General features: G+C 71.8%; 22 protein-coding genes. 12 read left to right on the top strand and 10 right to left on the bottom strand.

Annotated elements, in window-relative coordinates:
- Positions 1-83: 83 nt before the first annotated feature.
- The 5 genes from AB0B97_RS24495 (at position 84) to AB0B97_RS24475 (ending at position 5,640) form a co-directional block, all read left to right on the top strand.
- Positions 84-1,838, top strand: a complete 1,755-nt coding sequence (locus tag AB0B97_RS24495; protein ID WP_357496713.1) for a DEDD exonuclease domain-containing protein — start codon at positions 84-86, stop codon at positions 1,836-1,838.
- A 128-nt stretch (positions 1,839-1,966) separates the two neighbouring features.
- The gene (locus AB0B97_RS24490) at positions 1,967-3,760 is read left to right on the top strand and encodes an HD domain-containing protein (RefSeq protein WP_357496809.1); all 1,794 of its coding nucleotides are present in this window, start codon (positions 1,967-1,969) and stop codon (positions 3,758-3,760) included.
- Between the two features lie 53 nt (positions 3,761-3,813).
- A complete protein-coding gene (locus tag AB0B97_RS24485; RefSeq protein WP_234586973.1) occupies positions 3,814-4,356 on the top strand; it encodes an NUDIX domain-containing protein in 543 nt (180 codons plus the stop codon).
- Complete coding sequence (locus AB0B97_RS24480) at positions 4,353-5,219, top strand: sugar phosphate nucleotidyltransferase (protein WP_357496712.1); 867 nt, start codon at positions 4,353-4,355, stop codon at positions 5,217-5,219. The genes AB0B97_RS24485 and AB0B97_RS24480 overlap by 4 nt, the downstream gene beginning before the upstream one ends.
- 133 nt (positions 5,220-5,352) lie before the next feature.
- Complete coding sequence (locus AB0B97_RS24475) at positions 5,353-5,640, top strand: Lrp/AsnC ligand binding domain-containing protein (protein ID WP_007463184.1); 288 nt, start codon at positions 5,353-5,355, stop codon at positions 5,638-5,640.
- Between the two features lie 87 nt (positions 5,641-5,727).
- On the opposite strand, the gene AB0B97_RS24470 is transcribed toward AB0B97_RS24475, so the two are convergent.
- From AB0B97_RS24470 to AB0B97_RS24450, 5 genes are all read right to left on the bottom strand, one after another.
- Entirely contained in the window at positions 5,728-6,408 is a 681-nt protein-coding gene (locus AB0B97_RS24470) for a DUF4142 domain-containing protein (protein ID WP_234586977.1), read from the bottom strand.
- A 195-nt stretch (positions 6,409-6,603) separates the two neighbouring features.
- Positions 6,604-8,235, bottom strand: coding sequence for a cytochrome b N-terminal domain-containing protein (locus AB0B97_RS24465; protein WP_357496710.1), 1,632 nt, complete (start codon positions 8,233-8,235; stop codon positions 6,604-6,606).
- Positions 8,232-9,320: a Rieske 2Fe-2S domain-containing protein gene (locus tag AB0B97_RS24460; protein WP_234586981.1), complete on the bottom strand. Its 1,089-nt coding sequence runs from the start codon at positions 9,318-9,320 to the stop codon at positions 8,232-8,234. Before AB0B97_RS24460 ends, AB0B97_RS24465 begins: the two co-directional genes overlap by 4 nt.
- 64 nt (positions 9,321-9,384) lie before the next feature.
- On the bottom strand, positions 9,385-10,221 hold the full coding sequence (locus AB0B97_RS24455) for a cytochrome c (protein WP_357496707.1): 837 nt from the start codon (positions 10,219-10,221) through the stop codon (positions 9,385-9,387).
- A gap of 72 nt (positions 10,222-10,293) precedes the next feature.
- On the bottom strand, positions 10,294-10,893 hold the full coding sequence (locus AB0B97_RS24450) for a heme-copper oxidase subunit III (RefSeq protein WP_039906645.1): 600 nt from the start codon (positions 10,891-10,893) through the stop codon (positions 10,294-10,296).
- A 108-nt stretch (positions 10,894-11,001) separates the two neighbouring features.
- On the opposite strand from AB0B97_RS24450, the gene AB0B97_RS24445 reads away from it, so the two are divergent.
- The 4 genes from AB0B97_RS24445 to AB0B97_RS24430 all read left to right on the top strand — a co-directional run bounded on the left by AB0B97_RS24445 (position 11,002) and on the right by AB0B97_RS24430 (position 14,095).
- The gene (locus AB0B97_RS24445; protein ID WP_357496705.1) at positions 11,002-11,991 is read left to right on the top strand and encodes a cytochrome c oxidase assembly protein; all 990 of its coding nucleotides are present in this window, start codon (positions 11,002-11,004) and stop codon (positions 11,989-11,991) included.
- A gap of 105 nt (positions 11,992-12,096) precedes the next feature.
- The gene (locus AB0B97_RS24440; protein ID WP_007463197.1) at positions 12,097-12,492 is read left to right on the top strand and encodes a hypothetical protein; all 396 of its coding nucleotides are present in this window, start codon (positions 12,097-12,099) and stop codon (positions 12,490-12,492) included.
- 89 nt (positions 12,493-12,581) lie between these two features.
- On the top strand, positions 12,582-13,646 hold the full coding sequence (gene trpD / locus AB0B97_RS24435; protein WP_234586988.1) for an anthranilate phosphoribosyltransferase: 1,065 nt from the start codon (positions 12,582-12,584) through the stop codon (positions 13,644-13,646).
- A 242-nt stretch (positions 13,647-13,888) separates the two neighbouring features.
- Positions 13,889-14,095 carry a hypothetical protein gene (locus tag AB0B97_RS24430; RefSeq protein ID WP_357496702.1) on the top strand — a complete coding sequence of 69 codons (207 nt, stop codon included), beginning with the start codon at positions 13,889-13,891 and terminating at the stop codon, positions 14,093-14,095.
- A 175-nt stretch (positions 14,096-14,270) separates the two neighbouring features.
- Here AB0B97_RS24430 and AB0B97_RS24425 read toward each other — a convergent pair whose 3' ends face one another.
- Complete coding sequence (locus tag AB0B97_RS24425) at positions 14,271-14,696, bottom strand: cytochrome c oxidase subunit 4 (RefSeq protein WP_234586992.1); 426 nt, start codon at positions 14,694-14,696, stop codon at positions 14,271-14,273.
- Between the two features lie 9 nt (positions 14,697-14,705).
- On the bottom strand, positions 14,706-15,677 hold the full coding sequence (gene coxB / locus AB0B97_RS24420; RefSeq protein WP_234586994.1) for a cytochrome c oxidase subunit II: 972 nt from the start codon (positions 15,675-15,677) through the stop codon (positions 14,706-14,708).
- Between the two features lie 170 nt (positions 15,678-15,847).
- Between coxB and AB0B97_RS24415 the strand changes: the two genes are divergently transcribed.
- Together AB0B97_RS24415 and AB0B97_RS24410 are read left to right on the top strand one after the other, a co-directional pair.
- Positions 15,848-16,999, top strand: a complete 1,152-nt coding sequence (locus tag AB0B97_RS24415; protein ID WP_357496700.1) for an aminotransferase class V-fold PLP-dependent enzyme — start codon at positions 15,848-15,850, stop codon at positions 16,997-16,999.
- The gene (locus tag AB0B97_RS24410) at positions 16,996-17,229 is read left to right on the top strand and encodes a sulfurtransferase TusA family protein (RefSeq protein WP_234587002.1); all 234 of its coding nucleotides are present in this window, start codon (positions 16,996-16,998) and stop codon (positions 17,227-17,229) included. Before AB0B97_RS24415 ends, AB0B97_RS24410 begins: the two co-directional genes overlap by 4 nt.
- 153 nt (positions 17,230-17,382) lie before the next feature.
- On the opposite strand, the gene AB0B97_RS24405 is transcribed toward AB0B97_RS24410, so the two are convergent.
- From AB0B97_RS24405 to AB0B97_RS24395, 3 genes are all read right to left on the bottom strand, one after another.
- The gene (locus tag AB0B97_RS24405) at positions 17,383-18,360 is read right to left on the bottom strand and encodes a carbohydrate kinase family protein (protein ID WP_234587004.1); all 978 of its coding nucleotides are present in this window, start codon (positions 18,358-18,360) and stop codon (positions 17,383-17,385) included.
- A gap of 199 nt (positions 18,361-18,559) precedes the next feature.
- The gene (gene erpA, locus AB0B97_RS24400; protein WP_234587006.1) at positions 18,560-18,928 is read right to left on the bottom strand and encodes an iron-sulfur cluster insertion protein ErpA; all 369 of its coding nucleotides are present in this window, start codon (positions 18,926-18,928) and stop codon (positions 18,560-18,562) included.
- A 182-nt stretch (positions 18,929-19,110) separates the two neighbouring features.
- A complete protein-coding gene (locus AB0B97_RS24395; protein WP_357496697.1) occupies positions 19,111-20,250 on the bottom strand; it encodes a glycerate kinase in 1,140 nt (379 codons plus the stop codon).
- 68 nt (positions 20,251-20,318) lie between these two features.
- Here AB0B97_RS24395 and nadA point away from each other — a divergent pair, with 68 nt between their 5' ends.
- Positions 20,319-21,494: a quinolinate synthase NadA gene (gene nadA / locus AB0B97_RS24390; RefSeq protein ID WP_234587011.1), complete on the top strand. Its 1,176-nt coding sequence runs from the start codon at positions 20,319-20,321 to the stop codon at positions 21,492-21,494.
- Positions 21,495-21,634: the final 140 nt, after the last annotated feature.

Here is a 21,634-nt window from a genome sequence, read left to right as displayed (position 1 = left end):
AGCCGATCTCTCATCCTAGCCCCATGGTGACTGCTGGGACCGCTGCGACGGGAGTGTCGGACCGGGGCGCTAGCGTGCCGCCGATGGCACAGGCGGAGTACGTCCAGGAGTCACTTGCCGGTCTCGACCCGGCGGTGGGCGGGGTGGACCCGGCCCTGCCGCTGTACGCGACGACCTTCGTGGTGGTCGACCTGGAGACCACCGGCGGCGCACCCGACGGCGGCGGCATCACCGAGATCGGCGCGGTCAAGGTGCGCGGTGGCGAGCACCTGGGTGAGCTGGCCACCCTGGTCAACCCGGGGCAGCCGATCCCGCCGTTCATCACCGTGCTGACCGGGATCACCCAGGCCATGCTGGTGCCGGCGCCGCCGATCGAGCAGGTGCTGCCCAGCTTCCTGGAGTTCATCGCCGACGCGGTGCTGGTCGCCCACAACGCCCCGTACGACGTGGGGTTCCTCAAGGCCGCCTGCGCGAAGCACGGGCACCGCTGGCCCAATCCGCGTGTGCTGGACACGGCGGCGCTGGCCCGCCGGGTGCTGACCCGCGACGAGGTGCCCAACCGCAAGCTGGGCACCCTGGCCGCCTACTTCCGCACCGCCACCCAGCCCACCCACCGGGCGCTCGACGACGCGAAGGCCACCGTCGACGTGCTGCACGGGCTGATCGGCCGGCTCGGCGGTCACCGGGTGGACACCGTCGGCGACGCCATCGAGTTCGCCCGCGCGGTCACCCCGACGCAGCGTCGCAAGCGACACCTGGCCGAGGGGCTGCCCAGGGTGCCCGGCGTCTACATCTTCCGGGCCGCCGACGACCGGCCGCTCTACGTCGGCACCTCGGGCGACATCGCCACCCGGGTGCGCAGCTACTTCACGGCCGGCGAGAAGCGTGCCCGGATCTCCGAGATGCTGGCCGCTGCCGAGCGGGTCGAGGCGGTGGAGTGTGCCCACTCGCTGGAGGCGGAGGTCCGCGAGCTGCGGTTGATCGCCGCGCACGCTCCCCCGTACAACAGGCGGTCGAAATACCCGGAGCGGATGGTGTGGCTCAAGCTGACCGACGGTCCGTACCCCCGGTTGTCGATCGTGCGCGACATCTCCCCCACGGACACCGCCTACCTCGGGCCCTTCACCTCCCGGCGGGCCGCCGAGCTGGCCGCCGCCGGTTTCCACGACGCGGTGCCGCTGCGCCAGTGCACGCACCGGCTCTCGCTGCGCACCGTCACGCCGGCCTGCGCGCTGGCCGAGCTGGGTCGCTGCCCGGCACCCTGCGAGCACAAGATCACCCCCAAGGAGTACGACGACAGAGCAGCCGGTCCGTTCCGCACCGCGACAGCCAGCGACCCGCAGCCCGTGGTGGACGCGCTGCTGGCGCGGATCGACGTGCTCGCGGCCGACCAGCGTTACGAGGAGGCCGCCGTGGTGCGGTCCCGGCTGGCCGCGGTGCTGCGCGCCACCGTGCGGATGCAGCGGCTGGCGGCGCTGACCGGGATCGTGGAGCTGGCCGCCGCCCGACCGGCCGCCCGTGGCGGCTGGGAGCTGGCCCTGGTCCGGCACGGTCGCCTGGCCGGGGCCGGGGTGTCCCCGCCCGGCGTCCACCCGCGACCCACGCTGAACGTCATCCGGGCCACCGCCGAGACGGTGTCGGGCGGGCACGGCCCGGTGCCGTCGGCCACGGCCGAGGAGTCCGAGCGCATCCTGTCCTGGTTGGAGCGGCCGGAGACCCGGCTGGTCGAGATGTCGTCCGGTTGGTCCTCGCCGGCGGGCGGGGCGGGCCGCTTCCGTGACCTGCTGGCGAAGGCCGAGAGCGGCGCGTCGCACCAACTCTCGACCGAACGCTCATGACCAACTGACCGATCGGACTACGTCGACTCCCTTAGGCTGTTAGAGAAGTGCAGTCCTGCCCGTTTCGTGGGCCTGCTCCCGATCGCCCGGTCCGGCGGTCGCGGAGCCGGGGTGAGGAGGTGTCCCTCGTGGACGTCGACGCCGGACACGGCGCCGCCCTGGGGGGCGCCCTGCCGACCCGGTCGGGTGAGCTGCCCCTGACCCGCCGACTGCGGTCGTTGCTGACCTGGCCGACCACCGACTCCGACCCGGTCACCCACCTGGTCCGCACCCATCGGGGCATCCACGCGGGCACCGATCCCGCCGTGCTGCGCCGCGCGTACACGATCGCGGAGAACATGCACCGCGGTCAGTTCCGTAAGAGCGGGGAACCGTACATCACCCACCCGCTCGCGGTGGCGCAGATCTGCGCCGAGCTGGGCATGGACACCACGACCCTGGTGGCGGCGCTGCTGCACGACACGGTCGAGGACACCCGCTACACGCTCCAGGCGCTGTCGGAGGACTTCGGCGGCGAGGTGGCCCACCTGGTCGACGGGGTGACGAAGTTCGACAAGGCGTTCTACGGCAAGGCCGCCGAGGCCGAGACGATCCGCAAGATGATCGTCGCGGCCGCCAAGGACGTCCGGGTGCTGATCATCAAGCTGGCCGACCGGCTGCACAACATGCGCACGCTCGGTGTGCGCTCCGCGGCGTCCCGGGAGCGGATCGCCCGCAAGACCCAGGAGGTGCTGGTCCCGCTCTGCGACCGGCTGGGCATCCAGACCCTCAAGCGCGAGCTGGACGACGTGGTGCTGCTGCACCTGGAGCCCGAGGAGCACGCCCGGCTGGCCCGGCACGTGCACGACCGGCCCGGGTGGGACTCGTACCTCGACGCGGTGGTGACCCGGGCCCGGGTGGCGCTGCGCCGCAGCCGGGTCGACGCCGAGGTGAGCCCGCGCCCGCGGCACCTCTACTCGATCTGGAAGGACACCATCGCCGGCGGCCACACCGCCCCGTACGACCTGCCCCGCATCTCGGTGGTGGTCGACGGCCCGGCCACCGACTGTTACGCCGCACTGGGCGCGATCCACGGCACGTGGCGGCCGATCCCGGGCCGTTTCAAGGACTTCATCGCCTCACCCAAGAACAACCTCTACCGCTCGCTGCACACCAGCGTCTGCGGCCCACAGGACCGCACGGTGGAGGTGCTGATCCGCACCGAGGAGATGCACCGCTCGGCCGAGTACGGCATCGCCGCCGACTTCCGCTTCCCGCGCTCGGGCAGCGGCGGCGCGGCGGCGCGCGCCGAGCAGTTGGACTGGCTGCGCCGCGTGCTCGACTGGGAGCCGGACGCGGCCGACCCGGCCCAGTTCTACGAGTCGCTGCGCTGCGACCTCGCCGAGGGCCAGATCCAGGTCTTCGCCGACGGGCGTCAGGTGGTGCTGCCGGCCGGCGCCACACCTGTCGACCTGGCGTACGAGCTGGGCAGCCAGCGGGGCGACCACTGCCTCGCCGCCCGGATCAACGGCCGGCTCGCGCCGCTGAGCTCGGAGCTGGACGAGGGCGACGTGGTGGAGATCTTCACCGAGAGCGACGGCGACAACGGCTTCGAGGCTGGCGTGGCGCCACGCGGCCCGCGCAAGGAGTGGCTGGGCTTCGTCAAGTCGCCGAACGCGCAGATGCAGATCAACAGGTGGTTCGCCGAGCACACCGAGCCGGGCATCACGATCAGCGACAAGGTCCGCCTCGGTCGGGCCACCATCGGGCTCGCCCTGCGCCAGCACAACCGCGGCCTCGCCAGCGACCTGCCGCTGCTGCGGCTCTCCGAGGAGCTGGGCTATCCCGACCTGGAGACCCTGCTGGTCGCGGTCTTCGACCGGGTGATCGAACCGGACACCGTGGTACGCCAGCTCATCGACCTGGTCGACCATCGACAGTGACCGGCCCGGCCCCAGCGCGTCCGAAGGACATTCGTGACCACTAGCCTGGGGTCATGATCCCCCGTTCCCGCGCCACCGGTCGGGCCATCTTCTACCAGGCCTTCTACCGGCTGCCTCTGCCGGTGCGCCGTCGCCTGGTCAAGCTGGCCGTGCCCAAGTACATCGTCGGGGCGGTCACCCTGGTCCGCGATTCCGAGGCGACGGGCGCCGGCCGGCTGCTGATGCTGCGTCAACCCCCGGGCAAGGGCTGGTCACTGCCCGCCGGCCTGCTCAACCGGGCCGAGCCTCCGGTCGTGGGGGCGGCCCGGGAGCTGTTCGAGGAGTCCGGCATCCGGCTTGCACCGTCCCGGCTGCGCCCGGCGGTGCCGAACGCGATCGTGCACGCCAAGGGCTGGGTGGACATGGTCTTCGAGACGGAGGTGCCGGCGTCCAGCACCGAACTGACCGTCGACGGCGCGGAGGTCTTCGAGGCCGCCTGGCATCCGCTGGACGACCTGCCCAAGCTGACCTGGCCGACGGCCCGGCTGCTCGCCTACTACGACATCGGGCCCCTGGCCGGGCAGTTCCCGCCTCCGGTGCCCGACACCGCGCCGTGAGCGCAACGGGCGGGCCGGCGGACGTCTGCGCGGTCGTGCTCGCCGCGGGTGAGGGCACCCGGCTGCGCCCGCTCACCGCGCGGGTGCCCAAGGCGCTCTGCCCGGTCGGCAACATGCCACTGCTGGACCGGGCGCTGGCCCGCCTGGCCGGCCTCGGCCTGAGCGGTCCCGCACGCGTCGCGGTGAACGCCTGCTACCTCGCCGACCAGGTGGTCGCGCACGTCGGCGATCGCGCCCACCTGTCGGTGGAGCCCGATGACCCGCTCGGCACCGCCGGTGGGGTGGCCAACCTGCGGGACTGGATCGCCGGTCGGCCGGTGCTGGTCGGCAACGCCGACGCGTACCTGGCCGACCCCGCCACTCCCCCGGGCCCGGACGTGGCCGCGCTGCTGGACGGCTGGGACGGGGACTCCGTACGCCTGCTCGGGCAGCCCGCCCCCGACCCGACCGCACCGGGCACCTTCGCCGGGCACTGCTTCACCGGCTTCTCGCTGCTGCCGTGGCGACTGGTCCGCGACCTGCCGGTGGTCTTCTCCGACCTGGTACGCGCGGTGTGGCGTCCGGCGGAGGCGGCCGGCGCGCTGGAGGTCGTGCCCTACCCGGGCACGTTCTACGACACCGGCACCCCCGCCGACTACCTGGCGGCCAACCTGCACGCCGCGGGCGGCGACGTGCTGGTCGACCCGGCCGCCACGGTGACCGGCCGCTGCGTGGAGTCGGTGGTCGGCGCGAACGCACGGGTCGAGGGCGACGTGCGCCGCACAGTGGTCTGGCCGGACGCCCTCGTGCGCAGCGGCGAGCGGCTGCACGACGTGATCCGGTTCGGCGACGGCGGCACGGTGCACGCCGCCGCCCACGGCTGACCCGCACACCCGCGCCGGCGGGCTGCTGGCTACCGCGCGGGGCGCGGGAGGACGGGCGTCGGGTACACCCGACCCCGGTCCCGTCGGGAACATCTAGCATGGGCGACGACGCCGACGAACGGAGAATTGCCCCGTGATCACCGCGATCGTGCTGATCGACTGCGCCACCGACGCGATCCCCGAGGTGGCGGAGACCCTGGCCAATGTCACCGGCGTCAGCGAGGTCTACTCGGTGGCCGGGCACGTCGACCTCATCGCCATCGTCCGGGTCCGCGAGTTCGACCAGATCGCACAGGTCATCGCGGGCAGCATCTCCAAGGTGCCGGGTGTGCTGAACACGGAGTCGCACATCGCGTTCCGGGCGTACTCCCAGCTCGACCTCGAGGAGACGTTCGCGATCGGCCTCGCCGACGCCGACTGACCCCGCCCGGCCGCGCGGACGGCCGGCCCCGGACGTGGCGCGGCCGGTCCACCCGCGTGGGTGGACCGGCCGTCTGCTGCCGCTACGTCAGCTCTCGCTGGGAGCGGGCCGCTCGGTGGTGCCGAGGCCCGGTTCCGGGGACTCGGTGATGCCACCCGGAGCGGGCGACTCGGTGGTGGTGCCACCCGGAGCCGGTGCCGAGGTACCCGGGCTGGGCGTACCGCTGGCGCTGGTCTGCGGGACCGGAATGCCCAACTGGTTGGCGAGCTGAACCAGCTCGTCGTAGTGCGCCTGCAGCGTCGGCAGGGCGGTCTGCGCCAACTGGACCACCGACTGCTCGGAGCCCTGCGAGATCTCCGTCTGGGTGGCCTGGATGGCCTGGACGTGACCGGCCAGCTCACTGGTCACCCAGAGCCTGTCGAACTCCGCGCCGCTGGCATTGTTCAGCTTGTCGATGACCGCCTGCTGGTCGGCCGTGGGCTCGTTCGGCAGTTGGACGTTGAGCTGGGACGCGGTCTGCTGCACCGTCTGGTCCAGCTGGGTGTGGTCGGTCTTGAACATCGCGCCCAGGTCCTTGACCCCCTGGTTCTGGCCCTTCTGCTGAGCCAGGTCACCGGCGGTGATCTCGAACAGGTTCACCTGGTGCACCGCCTGCAGATACTGGGTGTCCTGCGTCGACGGCTGTGCCGCGGCCTGCGCGGCCGCAGCCGGCGCGACGCCTACCAGCACCAGCGCGGCCAACAGGCCGAGGCGTTTGAGACCCAACATGCTTCCCCCCCTTGAGACGTTGGACCGCACGGATACCCGGCTCACGGGGGTTATTCCTGCGATCGCCCGACGCGCGGGGTCGACCGGTCCCGCCGTGGCCGTCCGACTCCTGCTCGGATGGGCGACGGGACACCGACAACGACGTGGCGCCCGCCGGAAGGCCGGCGGGCGCCACGAGGGGTTGCTGTCGGGAGGTCAGTGGCGGCTCTCGCCGCTGCCGATCTCCGCGCGTTCTCCGCGGGGCTCGACCGGCGGGTGACCCGGCGAGACCGGCGCCTCGACCGGCTTCTCGATCGGGTAGAAGAAGCCCCGGACCGCCGGGCCGAGGGCCCCGAGCCGGTTCATCTTCTTCGGCACCACCCAGCCGACGTAGTCCAGCTCGCCGTGGCCGTCCGCGTGCCCGTTCGCCGCGCTCAGCGGCTGGTGGACCTCGACGAACCGGCCGTCCGGCAGGCGCCGGATGATGCCGGTCTCCACGCCGTGCGCGAGCACCTCCCGGTCGTGCTGCTGCAGACCCAGGCAGAGCCGGTAGGTGATGTAGTACGCCAGCGGCGGGGCGATCAGCAGGCCGACCCGGCCCGCCCACGTCATCGCGTTCAGGCTGATCTGGAACTTGTCGGCGATCACGTCGTTGGCGCCCGAGAGCGTCAACACGATGTAGAAGGCGACGGCCATGGCGCCGACGGCCGTACGGGCCGGAACGTCACGGGGCCGCTGGAGCAGGTTGTGGCTCTTGCGGTCCTTGAGGTGCCGGGCCTCCAGGAACGGGTACATCGTCGACAGGCCGACCAGGATGCCGGGAAGCACGACCGTCGGCCAGAACAGCGGCGGAATGACGTACCCGTCGCCGATCGGGATGTTGATCTCCCAGGCCGGCATGAGTCGGGTCGAGCCGTCGAGGAACATGACGTACCAGTCGGGCTGGCTGGCGGCCGAGACCACCCACGCCTCGTACGGGCCGAACAGCCAGATCGGGTTGATCTGGAACAGACCGCCCAGCAGCGCGATGACGCCGAAGACGACCATGAAGAAGCCGCCCTGCTTCAGCGCGTAGCGGGGGAACATCCGCTCGCCGACCACGTTGCCGTTGGTCCGGCCGGGGCCGGGCCACTGGGTGTGCTTCTGCTTGAAGACCAGGCCCAGGTGGGCGCTGATCAGCGCGAGCAGCAGACCCGGGATCAGCAGGACGTGGGCGATGAAGAACCGGCTGATGATGATCGTGCCGGGGAACTCGCCACCGAAGATCGACGACGTGAGCCAGGAGCCGATCACCGGGATGGACAGCATGATCGCCGAGGCGATCCGCAGACCGGTGCCGGACAGGCCGTCGTCCGGCAGCGAGTAGCCGGTGAAGCCGGCCAGGAAGCCGACCCAGAACAGCAGCGAGCCGATGATCCAGTTGGTCTCACGCGGCTTGCGGAACGCGCCGGTGAAGAACACCCGCAGCATGTGCACGACGATCGCGGCCATGAACAGCAGCGCCGCCCAGTGGTGCATCTGCCGCATCACCAGGCCACCGCGGACGTCGAACGACAGGTCCAGGCTGGAGGCGTACGCGGCGGACATCGGGGTGCCCTGCAACGGCGCGTAGCTGCCGTCGTAGACCACCTCGGTCATCGCCGGCTCGTAGAAGAAGGTGAGGAACACACCGGTCAGGAGCAGCACGATGAACGAGAACAGCGCGATCTCGCCCAGCAGGAACGACCAGTGGTCCGGGAAGACCTTGTTCAGCAGCCGACGGAGCGGGGTGGCCACCTGGAAGCGGTCGTCCACCCCCACCGCGGCCTTGCCCGGCGTGGCTGCCAGGTCAAACTTTCGACGCTTCATGGCCGCTCCCAGAAATCAGGCCCGACGGTCTCGGTGTAGTCGGACTTCGCCACGAAGAAGCCCTCGGAGTCCACCTCGATCGGCAGCTGCGGCAGCCGCCGGCTGGCGGGGCCGAAGACGGGCCGGGCGTTGTCGGTAATCAGGAACTGGGACTGGTGGCACGGGCAGAGCAGCCGGTTGGTCTGCTGCTCGAAGAGGCTCGCGGGGCAGCCGGCGTGCGTGCAGATCTTGGAGAACGCCGCGTAGTTGCCCCACATGTAGTCGCCGTGGCCGACCCGCTCGTTGGCCCGGCGCGACTCCTGCGCGTCCGAGTCGCGCAGGTGGATCAGCAGCGTCGGCGAGTCGGCGTGCCTGTTGCTCACGCCGTGCTCGATGCCCGGGAAGACCGTCAACTGGCCGCCGGTGCTGATGTCCGCCGGACGCACCGGGCGGCCGTCCTCGCGGACGAGCCGGATCCGCTGGCCGCCCTCGGGGGTGGCGAAGCCGGTGGTGAACATCTGGTTGTTCTTGTGCGGCTGCGAGATCAGGCCGCCGACCAGCGGCGCCGCCGCGACCGCGGCGACCGGCGCGAGACCGGCCAGCAGCGAGATGCCGAGCAGGGGACGACGCTTCACACCCAGCTCGTCGGCCATGTAGAGCATCGTCTGGCCGGTGATGGTGCGACCGTCGGCGTCCACCGCGCCCTCGTGCCGGTCCTGGATCGAGACCTCCTTGGGCAGCAACTTCTTGCCCCAGGTCAGGATGCCGAAGCCGACGGCGAGCAGCGCGATGCCGAGGGTGGCGCCCAGCAGCGGCGTGTAGAACTTGTCGCCGCCGCGACCCGGCGCGTACTGCCAGGGCCACCAGATGTAGATGGCCAGGAACGCGGTCGCCGCCAGGCCGGTGATCAGGAAGAAGCCGGCCACCACCCGGGTCAGCCGACGCTCGGCCTTGGTGCCGGGCAGCACCTGCGGCTCGTAGTGCACGATCTCGATGTCGTCCCGACGCGCGCCCTCACGGACGATGTCGAACCGGGTCAGCCTGGGGTCGTTCACGTCGAGCGGCTCCCGGCCCTGCGGGGCCTGGTGCTCGGTGTGCGTGCTCATGCCGTCACCTCGCTACGGGTGGCGCCGAGCGGCACCACGGCACTGAATCTGACGATCCGCTCGGTCACGACTTGCCCGCAATCCACAGGCTAGCGAACACGAGCGCCACAATGCCAACCAGGAAGATCGCCAGGCCCTCGGTGGACGGCCCGTACCGACCGAGGTTGAACCCGCCCGGGTCCTGGTCGGTCTTCAGCGTCTCCTGGATGTAGGCGATGATGTCGGCCTTCTGCTCCGGCGTGATCTGGTTGTCGCCGAACACCGGCATGTTCTGCGGGCCGCTCAGCATCGCCGCGTAGATCTGCCGGTCGGTGGCCGGGTGCAGGCTCGGGGCGAACTTGCCCGACGAGAGCGCGCCACCGCCGCCGCCGAAGGCGTGGCACTGCGAGCAGTTGATCCGGAACAGCTCACCGCCGGCCGCGACGTTGCCGCCGTCGCGGAGGTCGTCGCCCTCGGGGACGACCGGGCCGCCACCCAGCTCCTGGATGTACTGGCCGAGCTGACGGGTCTGCTCGTCGGTGAAGACCGGCGGCTTGCGGTGCGCCTGGGCCTCCTGGCGGGCCAGCGGCATCCGGCCCGAGCTGACCTGGAACTCGACCGAGGCCGCGCCGACGCCGATCAGGCTCGGCCCGCGGCCCTCGACGCCCTGGGCGTTGCGTCCGTGGCAGGTCACACAGCTCACGTCGAACAGCGCCTTGCCCTCGGCTGCGGCGCCGGTCAGCGGCGGATTGTCCTGCGCCTGCGCACCGGGGGCGAAGACGGTGTAGGCGCCGCCGGCGAGCATCAGCGCGGCGAACAGCCGGACCGCGGCGCCCAGCCGGCGGCGGCCCCTGCTGCGCGCGGCGGGCCGCCCGCGCAAGCGCGCGAGCAGACCGCGTCGGCGGTCGTTGTCAGAAGTCATGAGCTGTGTCCTTAACCGGTTGGACCTTGTCTCAGGGGACGGAGCAGCGGCGCGGTTCGTGACGCGCCAAGATCACTGAAGCCAGTAGATCATGGCGTACAGGCCGATCCACACGACGTCGACGAAGTGCCAGTAGTACGACACGACGATCGCCGAGGTCGCCTGCGCCGGGGTGAACCGGCCCATGGTCGTGCGGACCATGAAGATGATGAAGGCGATCAGACCGCCGGTCACGTGCAGGCCGTGGAAGCCGGTCGTCAGGTAGAACATCGAGCCGTAACCGTCGACGTTGAGCTTGACGCCGTCCTCCACCAGGTGGCGGTACTCGTTCACCTGGCCGAGCACGAAGATCAGGCCCATCACGAAGGTGACGGTGAACCAGCGGCGCAGCGCGTGCACGTCACCCTTCTCCGCCGCGAAGACGCCGAGCTGGCAGGTCACCGAGGACAGCACGAGGATCACCGTGAAGGTGGTCGCGTACGGGATGTTCAGCGACTCGGTGTGCTTCTCCCACTGCTCCGGCGCTGCCGCACGGATCGAGAAGTACATCGCGAAGAGCGCCGCGAAGAACATGAGTTCGCTGGAGAGCCACACGATCGTCCCGACGCTGACCATGTTGGGTCGCGTCAGAGAGTGGATCCGGCTCTTGTCAATGGCTGGGGCCGCAGTCACGCCGTCATTATTGCCCCTGACCGGGGCCGGCGATCAGCGGGGTGGCAAACCTGCGCCTTCCGTGGCCCGGGCGTCAGGGTCCGGTTCGCCTGGCCTAGCCTGAAAAGCGTGCTGCACGTCGATCTGATCCTCGCCGCCACCTCGGCCGTCCCGGCCGATGTGCTCGCGGCCACTCCGGCCGGCCCGTCGGTGCTCGCCGCCGGGGCCGGGGCGACCCCGCCGCCGTTCACCGTCGGCGCGGTGCTCACCGAGACCCGGCTGGACAGCTGGCTGGCCCTGGGCCTGGTGCTCGCCGCCGGCCTCTACCTCTACGGGGTGCACCGGCTGCGCCTCCGCGGGGACCGCTGGCCGATCGCCCGTACGGCGTTCTTCCTCGGCCCCGGCCTCGGCGGTATCGCGCTGGTCACGGTCAGCGGGCTGCACGCCTACGACACCGCGCTGCTGTCGGTGCACATGGTCCAGCACATGGTGCTCTCCATGGTGTCGCCGATCTTCCTGGCGCTGGGCGCACCGATGACGCTCGCCCTGCGGACCCTGCCCGTCGGGCCGCGCAAGCGCCTCCTGGCGATCGTGCACAGCCGCGTCGCCCGGGTCTACAGCTTCCCGCTGGTGGCGTTTGCCATCTTCGTGGTCAACCCGTTCGCGCTGTACTTCAGCGACCTGTACCGCTTCACCCTGGAACACGCCTGGGCGCACGAGCTGGTGCACGCGCACTTCATCATGACCGGCTGCGTGTTCTTCTGGCCGCTGCTCGGCCTCGACCCGCTCCCGGGCCGCTGGCCGTACCCGGCACGGGCCCTGCTGATGCTGCTCTCCGTGCCCTTCCACACCGTGCTCGGGCTCACCATCATGCAGAGCACCACGCTCTTCGGCGGCGACTGGTATCCGTCGCTCAACCTGAGCTGGGCCGACCCCAAGGCCGACCAGGTGGTCGCCGGGGGCATCCTCTGGGCCGGCGGTGAGTTCGTCAGTGTGACCATGCTCGCGGTGCTGGTCGTGCAGTGGGTGAAGCAGTCCGAACGGGAGGCCCGCCGGGTGGACCGCGAGCTGGACCGCCAGGAGGCCCGCGAGCGCGCCGCCGACGCCGCGACGACCTGAGCTGCGCAGACGGTACGCCAGCGGCCGAGCGTCGGGCGGGATGTCGACTACGTCACGTCGACCGGTACGATCGGCGGGCAGCTACGAGGTGGGAGCCTGTCAGCCATGAGCGATCGTCTGTGCACCGTCCTGCTCTACAGCGACGACCCGCAGGTCCGTGACCGGATGCGGCTCGCTGTCGGCACCCGGCCCGCCCCCGGGCTGCAGATCGAGTTCGTCGACGCGTCGACGTACGCCGAGACCATCCGGCTGGTCGACGACTACGAGATCGACCTGCTGGTGCTCGACGGTGAGGCGAGCCCCGGCGGCGGCATCGGCATCGCCCGCCAGATCAAGGACGATCGGGACGACGCCCCTCCCACCTGCCTGGTGATCGCCCGCGCCGCGGACCGATGGCTCGCCGCGTACGCCGAGGTCGACGCGACGCTGGTGCACCCGCTCGACCCGGTGACCACCGGCAGCACGGTGGCCGAGCTGCTGCGGACGCACGCACCCGCCTGACGTCCCCCGCTCTCCGGCACCGACACGGCGCCGGACCAGCCGGCGCCGATTCCAGCCCACCCGCACTTCGTACGCTCGGGAGGCCCGCAATGGGCGATCGGACCTGGCCGCACCTGCTCAACTCGCTGCTGCGCGGCGAGGAGCTGTCCACCGCCGACACCGCCTGGGCCATGGGCGAGATCATGGCCGGCTCGGCGGGCGCCGCGCAGGTCGCCGGCTTCGCCGTGGCGCTGCGGGCCAAGGGCGAGACCTCGGCCGAACTGGCCGGCCTGGTGGAGACCATGCTGAGCCGGGCCGTCCCGGTCGACCTGCCCGACGACCTGCGCTCGACCGCTCTGGACGTGGTGGGCACCGGCGGTGACCTCGCCCACACGGTCAACATCTCCACCATGGCCGCCCTGGTCGTGGCGGGCGCCGGTGTCCGGGTGGTCAAGCACGGCAACCGGGCGGCGTCCTCCTCCTGCGGCACCGCCGACCTGCTGGAGTTCCTCGGCGTCCCGCTCGACCTCGACCCGGACGCCATCGTGCGCTGCGTCACCGAGGCCGGGATCGGGTTCTGCTTCGCCGCCCGGTTCCACCCGGGAATGCGGCACACCGGGCCGGTCCGCCGGGAGCTGGGCGTCCCCACCGTGTTCAACTTCCTCGGCCCGCTCACCAACCCGGCCCGCCCCCGCGCCGGCGCCGTCGGCTGCTTCGACGCACGGATGGCGTCGGTGATGGCCGGCGTGTTCGCCGCCCGGGGTGACTCGGTGCTGGTGATGCGCGGCGAGGACGGGCTGGACGAGTTCACCACCGCCGCGCCGACCAGGGTGTGGGCGGCACAGGGCGGCACCGTACGCGAGGCTGTGCTGGACGCGACCGACCTGGGGGTACCCCGGTCCACCCTCGGTGACCTTCGCGGCGGTGACGCCGCGTACAACGCCGGCGTGGCCCGTCGCCTGCTGGCCGGTGAGACCGGCCCGGTCCGCGACGCGGTGCTGGTCAACGCGGCGGCGGCGCTCGCGACCCAGGGTCCGCTGGACGGCGACCTGACCGAGGCGCTGCGCGCCGGCCTGGACCGCGCCGCCGAGTCGATCGACTCGGGCGCGGCGGCGGCCACCCTGGACCGCTGGATCGAGACCGCCACCACCGCCGAGGCGGCCACCACCGCCTGATCCGCCGCCCGGGACGCGCGCGTCCCGGGCGATCGAACCGGGGTTCCTGGAATCCGCCGTGTCCGGCCGAACGCGGGTGGCCACGTCCGGGTGGTGTCGGTGCCCGGCGGACGGTACGCGGACGGCCGGCGCGGAGATTTGTCGGACCCGCGTGGGAAACTACAGGCGAGTAGTTCTCCGCTTCCGATGTGCGTCGCTGTCGCATTTCGGCTGCGGCTCGCCTGGAGTGAGAGGAGACGCCCGTGTCGCACCGCGATCTCTACTGCGACGTCTGCGAGGGCGTGGCACCGTTCGAGGCGCCGCCCTGCGCTGACGGCCACGGCAGCGACTGTCCCGAGCTGATCTGCACCGGTTGCGGCGCGGCCGTGGTGATCGCCACGTTCGCCGCCCCCGTCACCCGGCTGGCCGACCGCCGCCGTCGCCAGCCCACCCGGCGCTACGCCGCCTGACCCGCGCCACCCCGACCGGCGCCGCCCCGACCGGCCCCGCAACGCCGGTGGGCCGCCACCCCCACAGCGCCGACGCGGTCGCATCCGGATGCGCCACGACGAAGGCCCGCTCCCCCGAGGAGGGTGCGGGCCTTCGTGGCGGTACGGGGTCGGTCGCGCCGGGCGACCGGGTGGATCAGTGCTCGGCCGTGCGCCGGGTGCCGGTGTAGTACTCGAACAGCAGGCCACAGGCGGCGAAGACGACCGCCACCAGGCCGGCGCCGATCAGCCAGAACTGCCAGAACACCATGCCCAGCGCGGCGATCGCGGCGGCCAGCGCCAGACCGAACGGCCAGTAGCTGCCCGGGCTGAAGAAGCCGACCTCACCGGCGCCATCGGCGATCTCGGCGTCCGGCCGGTCCTCCGGGCGCAGATCGATACGGCGGGAGACGAACCAGAAGAAGCCACCGCACATCGAGCAGAGCAGGAACGACAGCAGCAGGGCGACGGTGCCCACCCACTCGATGTTGCCGGACTCACCGTGGGTCCAGGCGCCGTAGAGGATGGTCGCGCCGAAGAGGAACCCGGCGATGATCAGGAAGATACGCCACTCGGTCTTCATGCGGCTGCCTCAGCTTCCCGTGCCGGCCGGAGCGTCGTCCGGGTTGAAGTTGCTCTGCGTCCGTCGGGTGTCGAACGGCTGCGTGGTCTCCGCGTACGGCTGCTCGCCGATCGCGGCCAGCGCGTCCTGAGTCGACTTGCCACTCTGCTTCGCCGCGAGGAACTGGTCGTACTTCTCCGGCGAGACCACCCGCAGTTCGAAGTTCATGAACGCGTGGTAGCTGCCGCACAGCTCGGCGCAGCGGCCGACGTACGCGCCCTCGGCATCCAGGCTGGAGACCTCGAAGACGTTGCGGATCTTGCCCGGCATGACGTCCCGCTTGAACAGCAGCTCCGGCACCCAGAAGGAGTGGATGACGTCGCGGCTGGTCTCCTCGAACCGGATGGACCGGTTGGTCGGCAGCACGAGCACCGGGATGACCTCACTGGTGCCGAGCGTCGACGCGGTGGTCTTGGCCTCCGTGCCCTGACCGTCGCGGTAGTTGAACTGCCAGTTCCACTTGAAGGCGACGACCTCGACCGTGACGTCCGGGTTCTTCGACAACTTGTCGACGTCGGTCTGCACGATCGCCGTGTAGTAGAAGAGCACGGAGACGATCAGGATCGGCGCGATGGTGTAGAGGAACTCCATCGGCAGGTTGTAGCGCGTCTGCACCGGCAGCGCGTTGCCGCGCTTGCGGTAGCGCACGACACACCAGAAGATCAGGCCCCACACGAAGACGCCGACCGCGAGCGCGGCGACGCAGGAGGCGATCCACAGGTCGTACATCCGGTGCGACTCGGCCGAGATGCCGCCCTGCGGCCAACCGAAGCCGTCGAACGTCTGGCCCACGTCACAGCCCGTGAGCAGAACCAGCAGTGCCACGCCCCCGAGACCGAGCCCGGCCAACCGACCAGCACCGCGTCCCCGGCGTCCACCGACCCCTGGGGCAGCACCGTGCCGTACGGCCGACGGCCGTACCTCCGAACTCCTTGCGACCACCTGGTCCTGCCTCCCTAGCGCGCCGCGGTGCGTCTTTCCTGCGCACCGGCGGCAAAGGCGTCACCGACGGTCGCAGATTACTCGACCATGACGGACTCGGCCGTGGTGGGGTCACTGTCCGCCCCCATCGGGGGGATCCTGGGCATAACGTCGCGATAGCGTACTGATCCGTGAGTGCCTCTTCGGTCTACCTGGACGCGGCGACCGCCGCGCCCCTGCATCCGGTCGCCCGGCAGGCGCTGCTGGCCGCCCTGGAGGACGGCTGGGCCGACCCGGGAAAGCTCTACAGCCAGGCACGCCGTGCGCGGCAACTGCTCGACGCCGCCCGCGAGGCGGCCGCGCAGACGCTCGGCGTCCGCGCCGACGAGCTGTCCTTCACCAGCAGCGGTACGACCGCAGCCCACGGCGCGGTGCTCGGTGGCCTGGCGGGACGGCACCGGGCCGGGGCGACCCTGGTGCACTCTGCGATCGAGCACTCCGCAGTCCTGCACGCCGCCGAGCGGCACGTCGCGGCCGGCGGCGTCGCCCACGCGGTGCCCGTCGACCGGGTGGGTCGGCTGGATCTGGCCGAGTGGTCGACGGCCGTCCGGGCGCCCGGCGTCGCGCTGGCCGCGCTGATCACCGCCAGTCACGAGGTGGGCACCGTGCAGCCGGTCGCCGAGGCGGCGGCCGTCTGCGCCGACGTCGGGGTGCCGCTCTACGTCGACGCGGCCCAGTCGGTCGGGCGGGTGCCCCTGCCGGCCGGCTGGGCCATGCTCAGCGCCAGCGCCCACAAGTGGGGCGGACCACCCGGGGTGGGGCTGCTGGCGGTCCGCAAGGGCACCCGCTGGGAGTCGCCCTGGCCGGCCGACGAGCGCGAGGGTGGGCGTACCCCCGGGGTGGTGAACCTGCCCGCGGTGGTGGCGGCGGCGGCGAGCCTGCGCGCGGCGGCGGCCGACGCGGCGGCCGAGGAAGCCCGGCTGGCGCCGCTGGTGGACCGGATCCGGGCGCGGGTGGCGGCCGAGGTGCCCGACGTCGAGGTGGTCGGCGACCCGGTCCTGCGCCTGCCGCACCTGGTGACGTTCTCCTGCCTGTACGTCGACGGCGAGACGCTGCTGCACGCGCTGGACCGGCGGGGGTTCGCGGTGTCGTCCGGCTCGTCCTGCACGTCGTCCACCCTGCGGCCGTCGCACGTGCTGGAGGCGATGGGAGTGCTCTCGCACGGCAACGTCCGGGTCAGCCTGCACCGGGACACGACCGAATCCGACGTCGAGCGGTTCCTCGCCGAACTGCCCGGGATCGTCGCCGGGCTGCGCGCCGACGCCGGGGTGGTGGGGCTGTGACGATGCCGGACGAGGTGCTCGACTGCCGGGGCCAGCGCTGCCCGCTGCCGGTGATCGCGGCGGCCCGCCGGATGCCGCAGGTGCCGGTCGGCACGGTGGTCCGGGTGCTCGCCGACGACCCGGCCGCGGCGGTGGACATCCCCGCCTGGTGCCGGATGCGCGGCCAGGAGTTCCTCGGCGCGGTGACCGGCCCGGACGGCCCCGCCTACGACATCCGCCGCACCCACTAACCCCACCCGGCCCCGCGATCTTGCAGTTTCTGCCGCGACAAAACCGCGCATAAGCCGCGAAACAGCGACAGAAAGTGCAAGATCGCTGGGGCTGGGCTGGGGCCGGGGCGGGGCGGGGCGGGGCGGGCAAGGTTGAGCTGGGTGGGGCGGGGGTTACGGGAGGAGGTGGGGGCGGATCTCTTCGGCGGCGGCGTCGCCGTAGGACTCGGCGAGGCGCTTGACGAACAGGTCGCGGCGGACGTCGTACTCCTGGGTGCCCACCGTCTCCAGGACCAGCGTGGCCAGCAGGGAGCCGACCTGGGCGGCCCGCTCAAGGCCGAGGCCCCAGGAGAGCGCGGTGAAGAAGCCGGCCCGGAAGCCGTCGCCCACCCCGGTCGGGTCGACCGCCCGGATCTCCCGGGCGATGGGCACGTGGATCGGGTCGATGCCGCGGCCGGCGATCTCCACGCCGTCCTTGCCCAGCGTGGTGACCCGCACCTTGACCAGGTCCAGCAACTGGTCGTCGGTCAGCTGCGCCTTGCTCTGCAGCAGCGACTTCTCGTAGTCGTTGGTCATCAGGTACTCGGCGCCCTCGATCAGCGCCACCACGTCCTCGCCGGGCATCCGGGCGAGCTGCTGAGAGGGGTCGGCGGCGAAGGCGTACCCACGGCTGCGGCACTCGGCCGAGTGCCGCAGCATCGCCTCCGGGTCGTTGGCGCTGACCAGCACCAGGTCCAGCCCGCCGAGCCGGTCGGCGACGGGGGCCAGCTCGATGTTGCGGGCCTCGCTCATCGCACCCGCGTAGAACGACGCGATCTGGCACATGTCGGTGTCGGTGGTACAGACGAACCGCGCCGTGTGCGCCACCTCACTGATGTGCACGGAGTCACAGTCCACGCCGTGCCGCTCCAGCCAGGAGCGGTAGTCGGCGAAGTCCGCGCCCACCGCCCCGAGCAGCACCGGGCGCAGCCCGAGCTGCCCCATGCCGAAGGAGATGTTCGCCGCGACCCCGCCACGGCGGAGCACCAGGTCGTCCACCAGGAAGGAGAGGGAAACCTTGTGCAGCTGATCGGCGATGAGCTGGTCGGCGAACCGACCCGGGAAGCTCATCAGGTGATCGGTGGCGATCGAGCCGGTCACGGCGATCTTCATGTCAACCCTCAGGGTCGGGAGCAGGGCGCGGTCAGCCTACCGGCCCGGCAACCCGGACGTGTCCGGTCGGTCGGGCAACGGCAACCGCCCGTCCACCCGTGCACCCGGGCCACCCGGGACCGCTCCCACCATCAGCCCGACATGACGACGGGGCCGTCCCGCAGGACGGCCCCGTCGTCGGTGGTGCGTGGTGCGCGACTCAGTTGAACGAGTCGCCGCAGGCGCAGGAGTTGCCCGCGTTGGGGTTGTCGATGGTGAAGCCCTGGGCGTCGATCCGGTCGGCGAAGTCGATCGTCGCGCCGGACAGGTAGGGGGCGCTCATCCGGTCGACGACGACCTCGACGCCACCGAAGTCGCTGACGACGTCACCGTCGAGCGAACGCTCGTCGAAGAAGAGCTGGTACCGCAGGCCGGAGCAGCCACCCGGCTGCACCGCGACGCGGAGCCGCAGGTCGTCGCGGCCCTCCTGCTCGATCAGGGCCTTGACCTTCTGCGCCGCGACGTCGGTGAGGACGACGGAAGTAGGGGCCTGGGCCTCGGTCGACTCGGTCTGCGCTGGCGTGGTCACGTGGAAGTCTCCCTGCGCGGTTTTGGGTCCGGACGCACTGGCCAACGCCGCGCGCCGTCCAGTGATTCCCGGTTGTGGTCCGGTTCCGATCGTACGCCGCCCCGGCCGGACGTACCCGCGTGGCGGGACCAGCGCCCCAGGTCGGCCCGGACGCGACGGCCTGGAGCGGGTCGGTGGAGCGCTCAGCGGCTCCACTGCCGGGCCAGTCGGGCGCCCAGCTCGCGCAGCCCGTCGGCGGGACGGCTCAACGCGGCGTCGAGCCCGCCGGCCTGCTCCCCACCGAAGTGCTCGACCAGGCTGTACGCGTCGGTCACCCCCGCCGAGGCGGCCTCCCGTCGGCCGGTGCTGACCTGCCCGGCCACCACCACGCAGGGCACCCCACGATCCCGGGCGGCGCCGGCCACCCCGGCGACGACCTTGCCGCGCAGCGACTGGTGGTCGAAGGACCCCTCCCCGGTGATCACCAGGTCGGCGGTGTCGAGCGCGGCGTCCAGCCGGGTGGCCCGGGTGACCAGGCCGATGCCCGACTCGCAGGCGCCGCCGAGCGCGAGGATGGCCGCGCCGAGGCCGCCGGCGGCCCCACCGCCGGGCAGCGCGCCGAGCCCCGCCGGGCAGCCGGGAAGGTCACGCTCCAGCACCGCCGCGAAACGCTCCAGGGCCGCGTCGAGCAGCAGCACGTCGGCGCGGTCGGCGCCCTTCTGCGGGCCGAACACGTTGCTCGCGCCGTGCAGGCCGAGCAGCGGGTTGTCCACGTCGGTGGCGGCGACGAGCCGGGCGCCGCGCAGCCGGGGAGCGCCGTCGAGGGCGTCGACCAGGGCCAGGGCCGCCCCGCCGTACGGCAGCGCCGCGCCCGTGGCGTCGAGGGGCGTCGCGCCCAGCGCGGCGAGCATGCCGGCGCCGGCGTCGTTGGTGGCGGAGCCGCCCAGCCCGATCACCACCGTCCGGGCCCCGCTCTCCACGGCGGCGGTCACCAGCAGACCCAGCCCGTACGACGTGGTGGTCTTCGGGTCGCGCTCGGCCGCGGAGAGCAGGTGCAGGCCGCAGGCCTGCGCGCTCTCCAGGTAGGCCGTCGTGCCGTCGAGGGTGAGCAGGATCTCACCGGCCGCGGGCCGGCCCAGCGGGTCGACTGTCGGCACCGTCACCCGCCGGCCGCCGAGCGCCTCGGCGAGCACCTCCACGAAGCCGGGCCCGCCGTCGGCGAGTGGCCGGATCAGCAGCTCGTCACCATCGGCGACGCTGCGCCAACCGTCCGCCACCGCGGCGGCGACCTCCGGTGCGGGCAGGGTGCCGGCGAACTTGTCCGGGCAGAGCAGCACGCGCATGTCGAGCAGTGTGGCAGCCCACACCGAGCGGAGCTGCGGCGCGCTCGCGCTGTGGGACCATGGGCTACGTGACTTCGACCTGGGTGGAACCCTCCAACACGGCGACGGCTCTGCTGCTGCTCGGCCGGGGCAGCGACCCCGACACCGAGCGCGGCGTCGAGTGTCCGGGCGACCTGCCGGCGCCGAGCGACCCGGATCTGGTGGCCCGTGCCACGGCGGCGAAGGCGAAGCTGGGCAGCAAGGTGTTCGTGCTGGGGCACCACTACCAGCGCGACGAGGTGATCCAGTTCGCGGACGTGACAGGCGACTCGTTCAAGCTGGCCCGGGAGGCCGCGGCCCGGCCGGACGCCGAGTACATCGTCTTCTGCGGCGTGCACTTCATGGCCGAGAGCGCCGACATCCTCACCACGGACGCGCAGCGGGTGATCCTTCCCGACCTGGCCGCTGGCTGTTCGATGGCGGACATGGCCGTGCTGGGTCAGGTCGAGGCCGCCTGGGACACGCTCACCGAGCTGGGCATCGCCGCCGAGACCGTCCCGGTGACGTACATGAACTCCTCGGCCGACATCAAGGGTTTCGTCGGCCGCAACGGCGGCGTGGTCTGCACCTCGTCCAACGCCAAGCGCGCCCTGGACTGGGCGTTCGAGCAGGGCTCGAAGGTGCTCTTCCTGCCGGACCAGCACCTGGGCCGCAACACGGCGGTGCTGGAGATGGGCCTGTCGCTGGACGACTGCGTGCTCTACGACCCGCACAAGCCCGGTGGCGGGCTCACGCCGGAGCAGCTGCGTGACGCCAAGATGATCCTGTGGCGGGGGCACTGCTCGGTGCACGGCCGGTTCACCCTGGAGAGCGTCAACGACGTGCGGGCGCGGGTGCCCGGGGTCAACGTGCTGGTCCACCCGGAGTGCCGGCACGAGGTGGTCACGGCCGCCGATCACGTCGGCTCGACCGAGTACATCATCAAGACCATCGAGGCGGCGCCGGCCGGCTCGGCGTGGGCGCTGGGCACCGAACTGAACCTGGTCCGCCGGTTGGCGCTGGCCCACCCGGACAAGCAGATCATGTTCCTGGACAAGGCTGTCTGCTACTGCTCGACCATGAACCGGATCGATCTGCCGCACCTGGTCTGGGCCCTGGAGGAGCTGGTCGCGGGTCGGGTCGTCAACCAGATCACTGTCGACGCCGACACCGCGCACCACGCCCGGGTGGCGCTGGACCAGATGCTCGCCCTGCCCGGTGCGTGATCACGATCTGTGACGTCCTTGGTACGCAAAAGTGCCGGATCACCGATTAATGCCACACACGCCGGTCTGACCGAGTCCTTTTTCGTCACCGAGGGCTATGCTGCCGAGGCGAGGACGCAAGCGGGCCGTTTCGATATGGC

The organism is Micromonospora sp. NPDC049004 (genome assembly GCF_040649315.1).
Classification (GTDB): domain Bacteria; phylum Actinomycetota; class Actinomycetes; order Mycobacteriales; family Micromonosporaceae; genus Micromonospora.
This window is presented reverse-complemented; position numbering and strand designations above follow the sequence as displayed.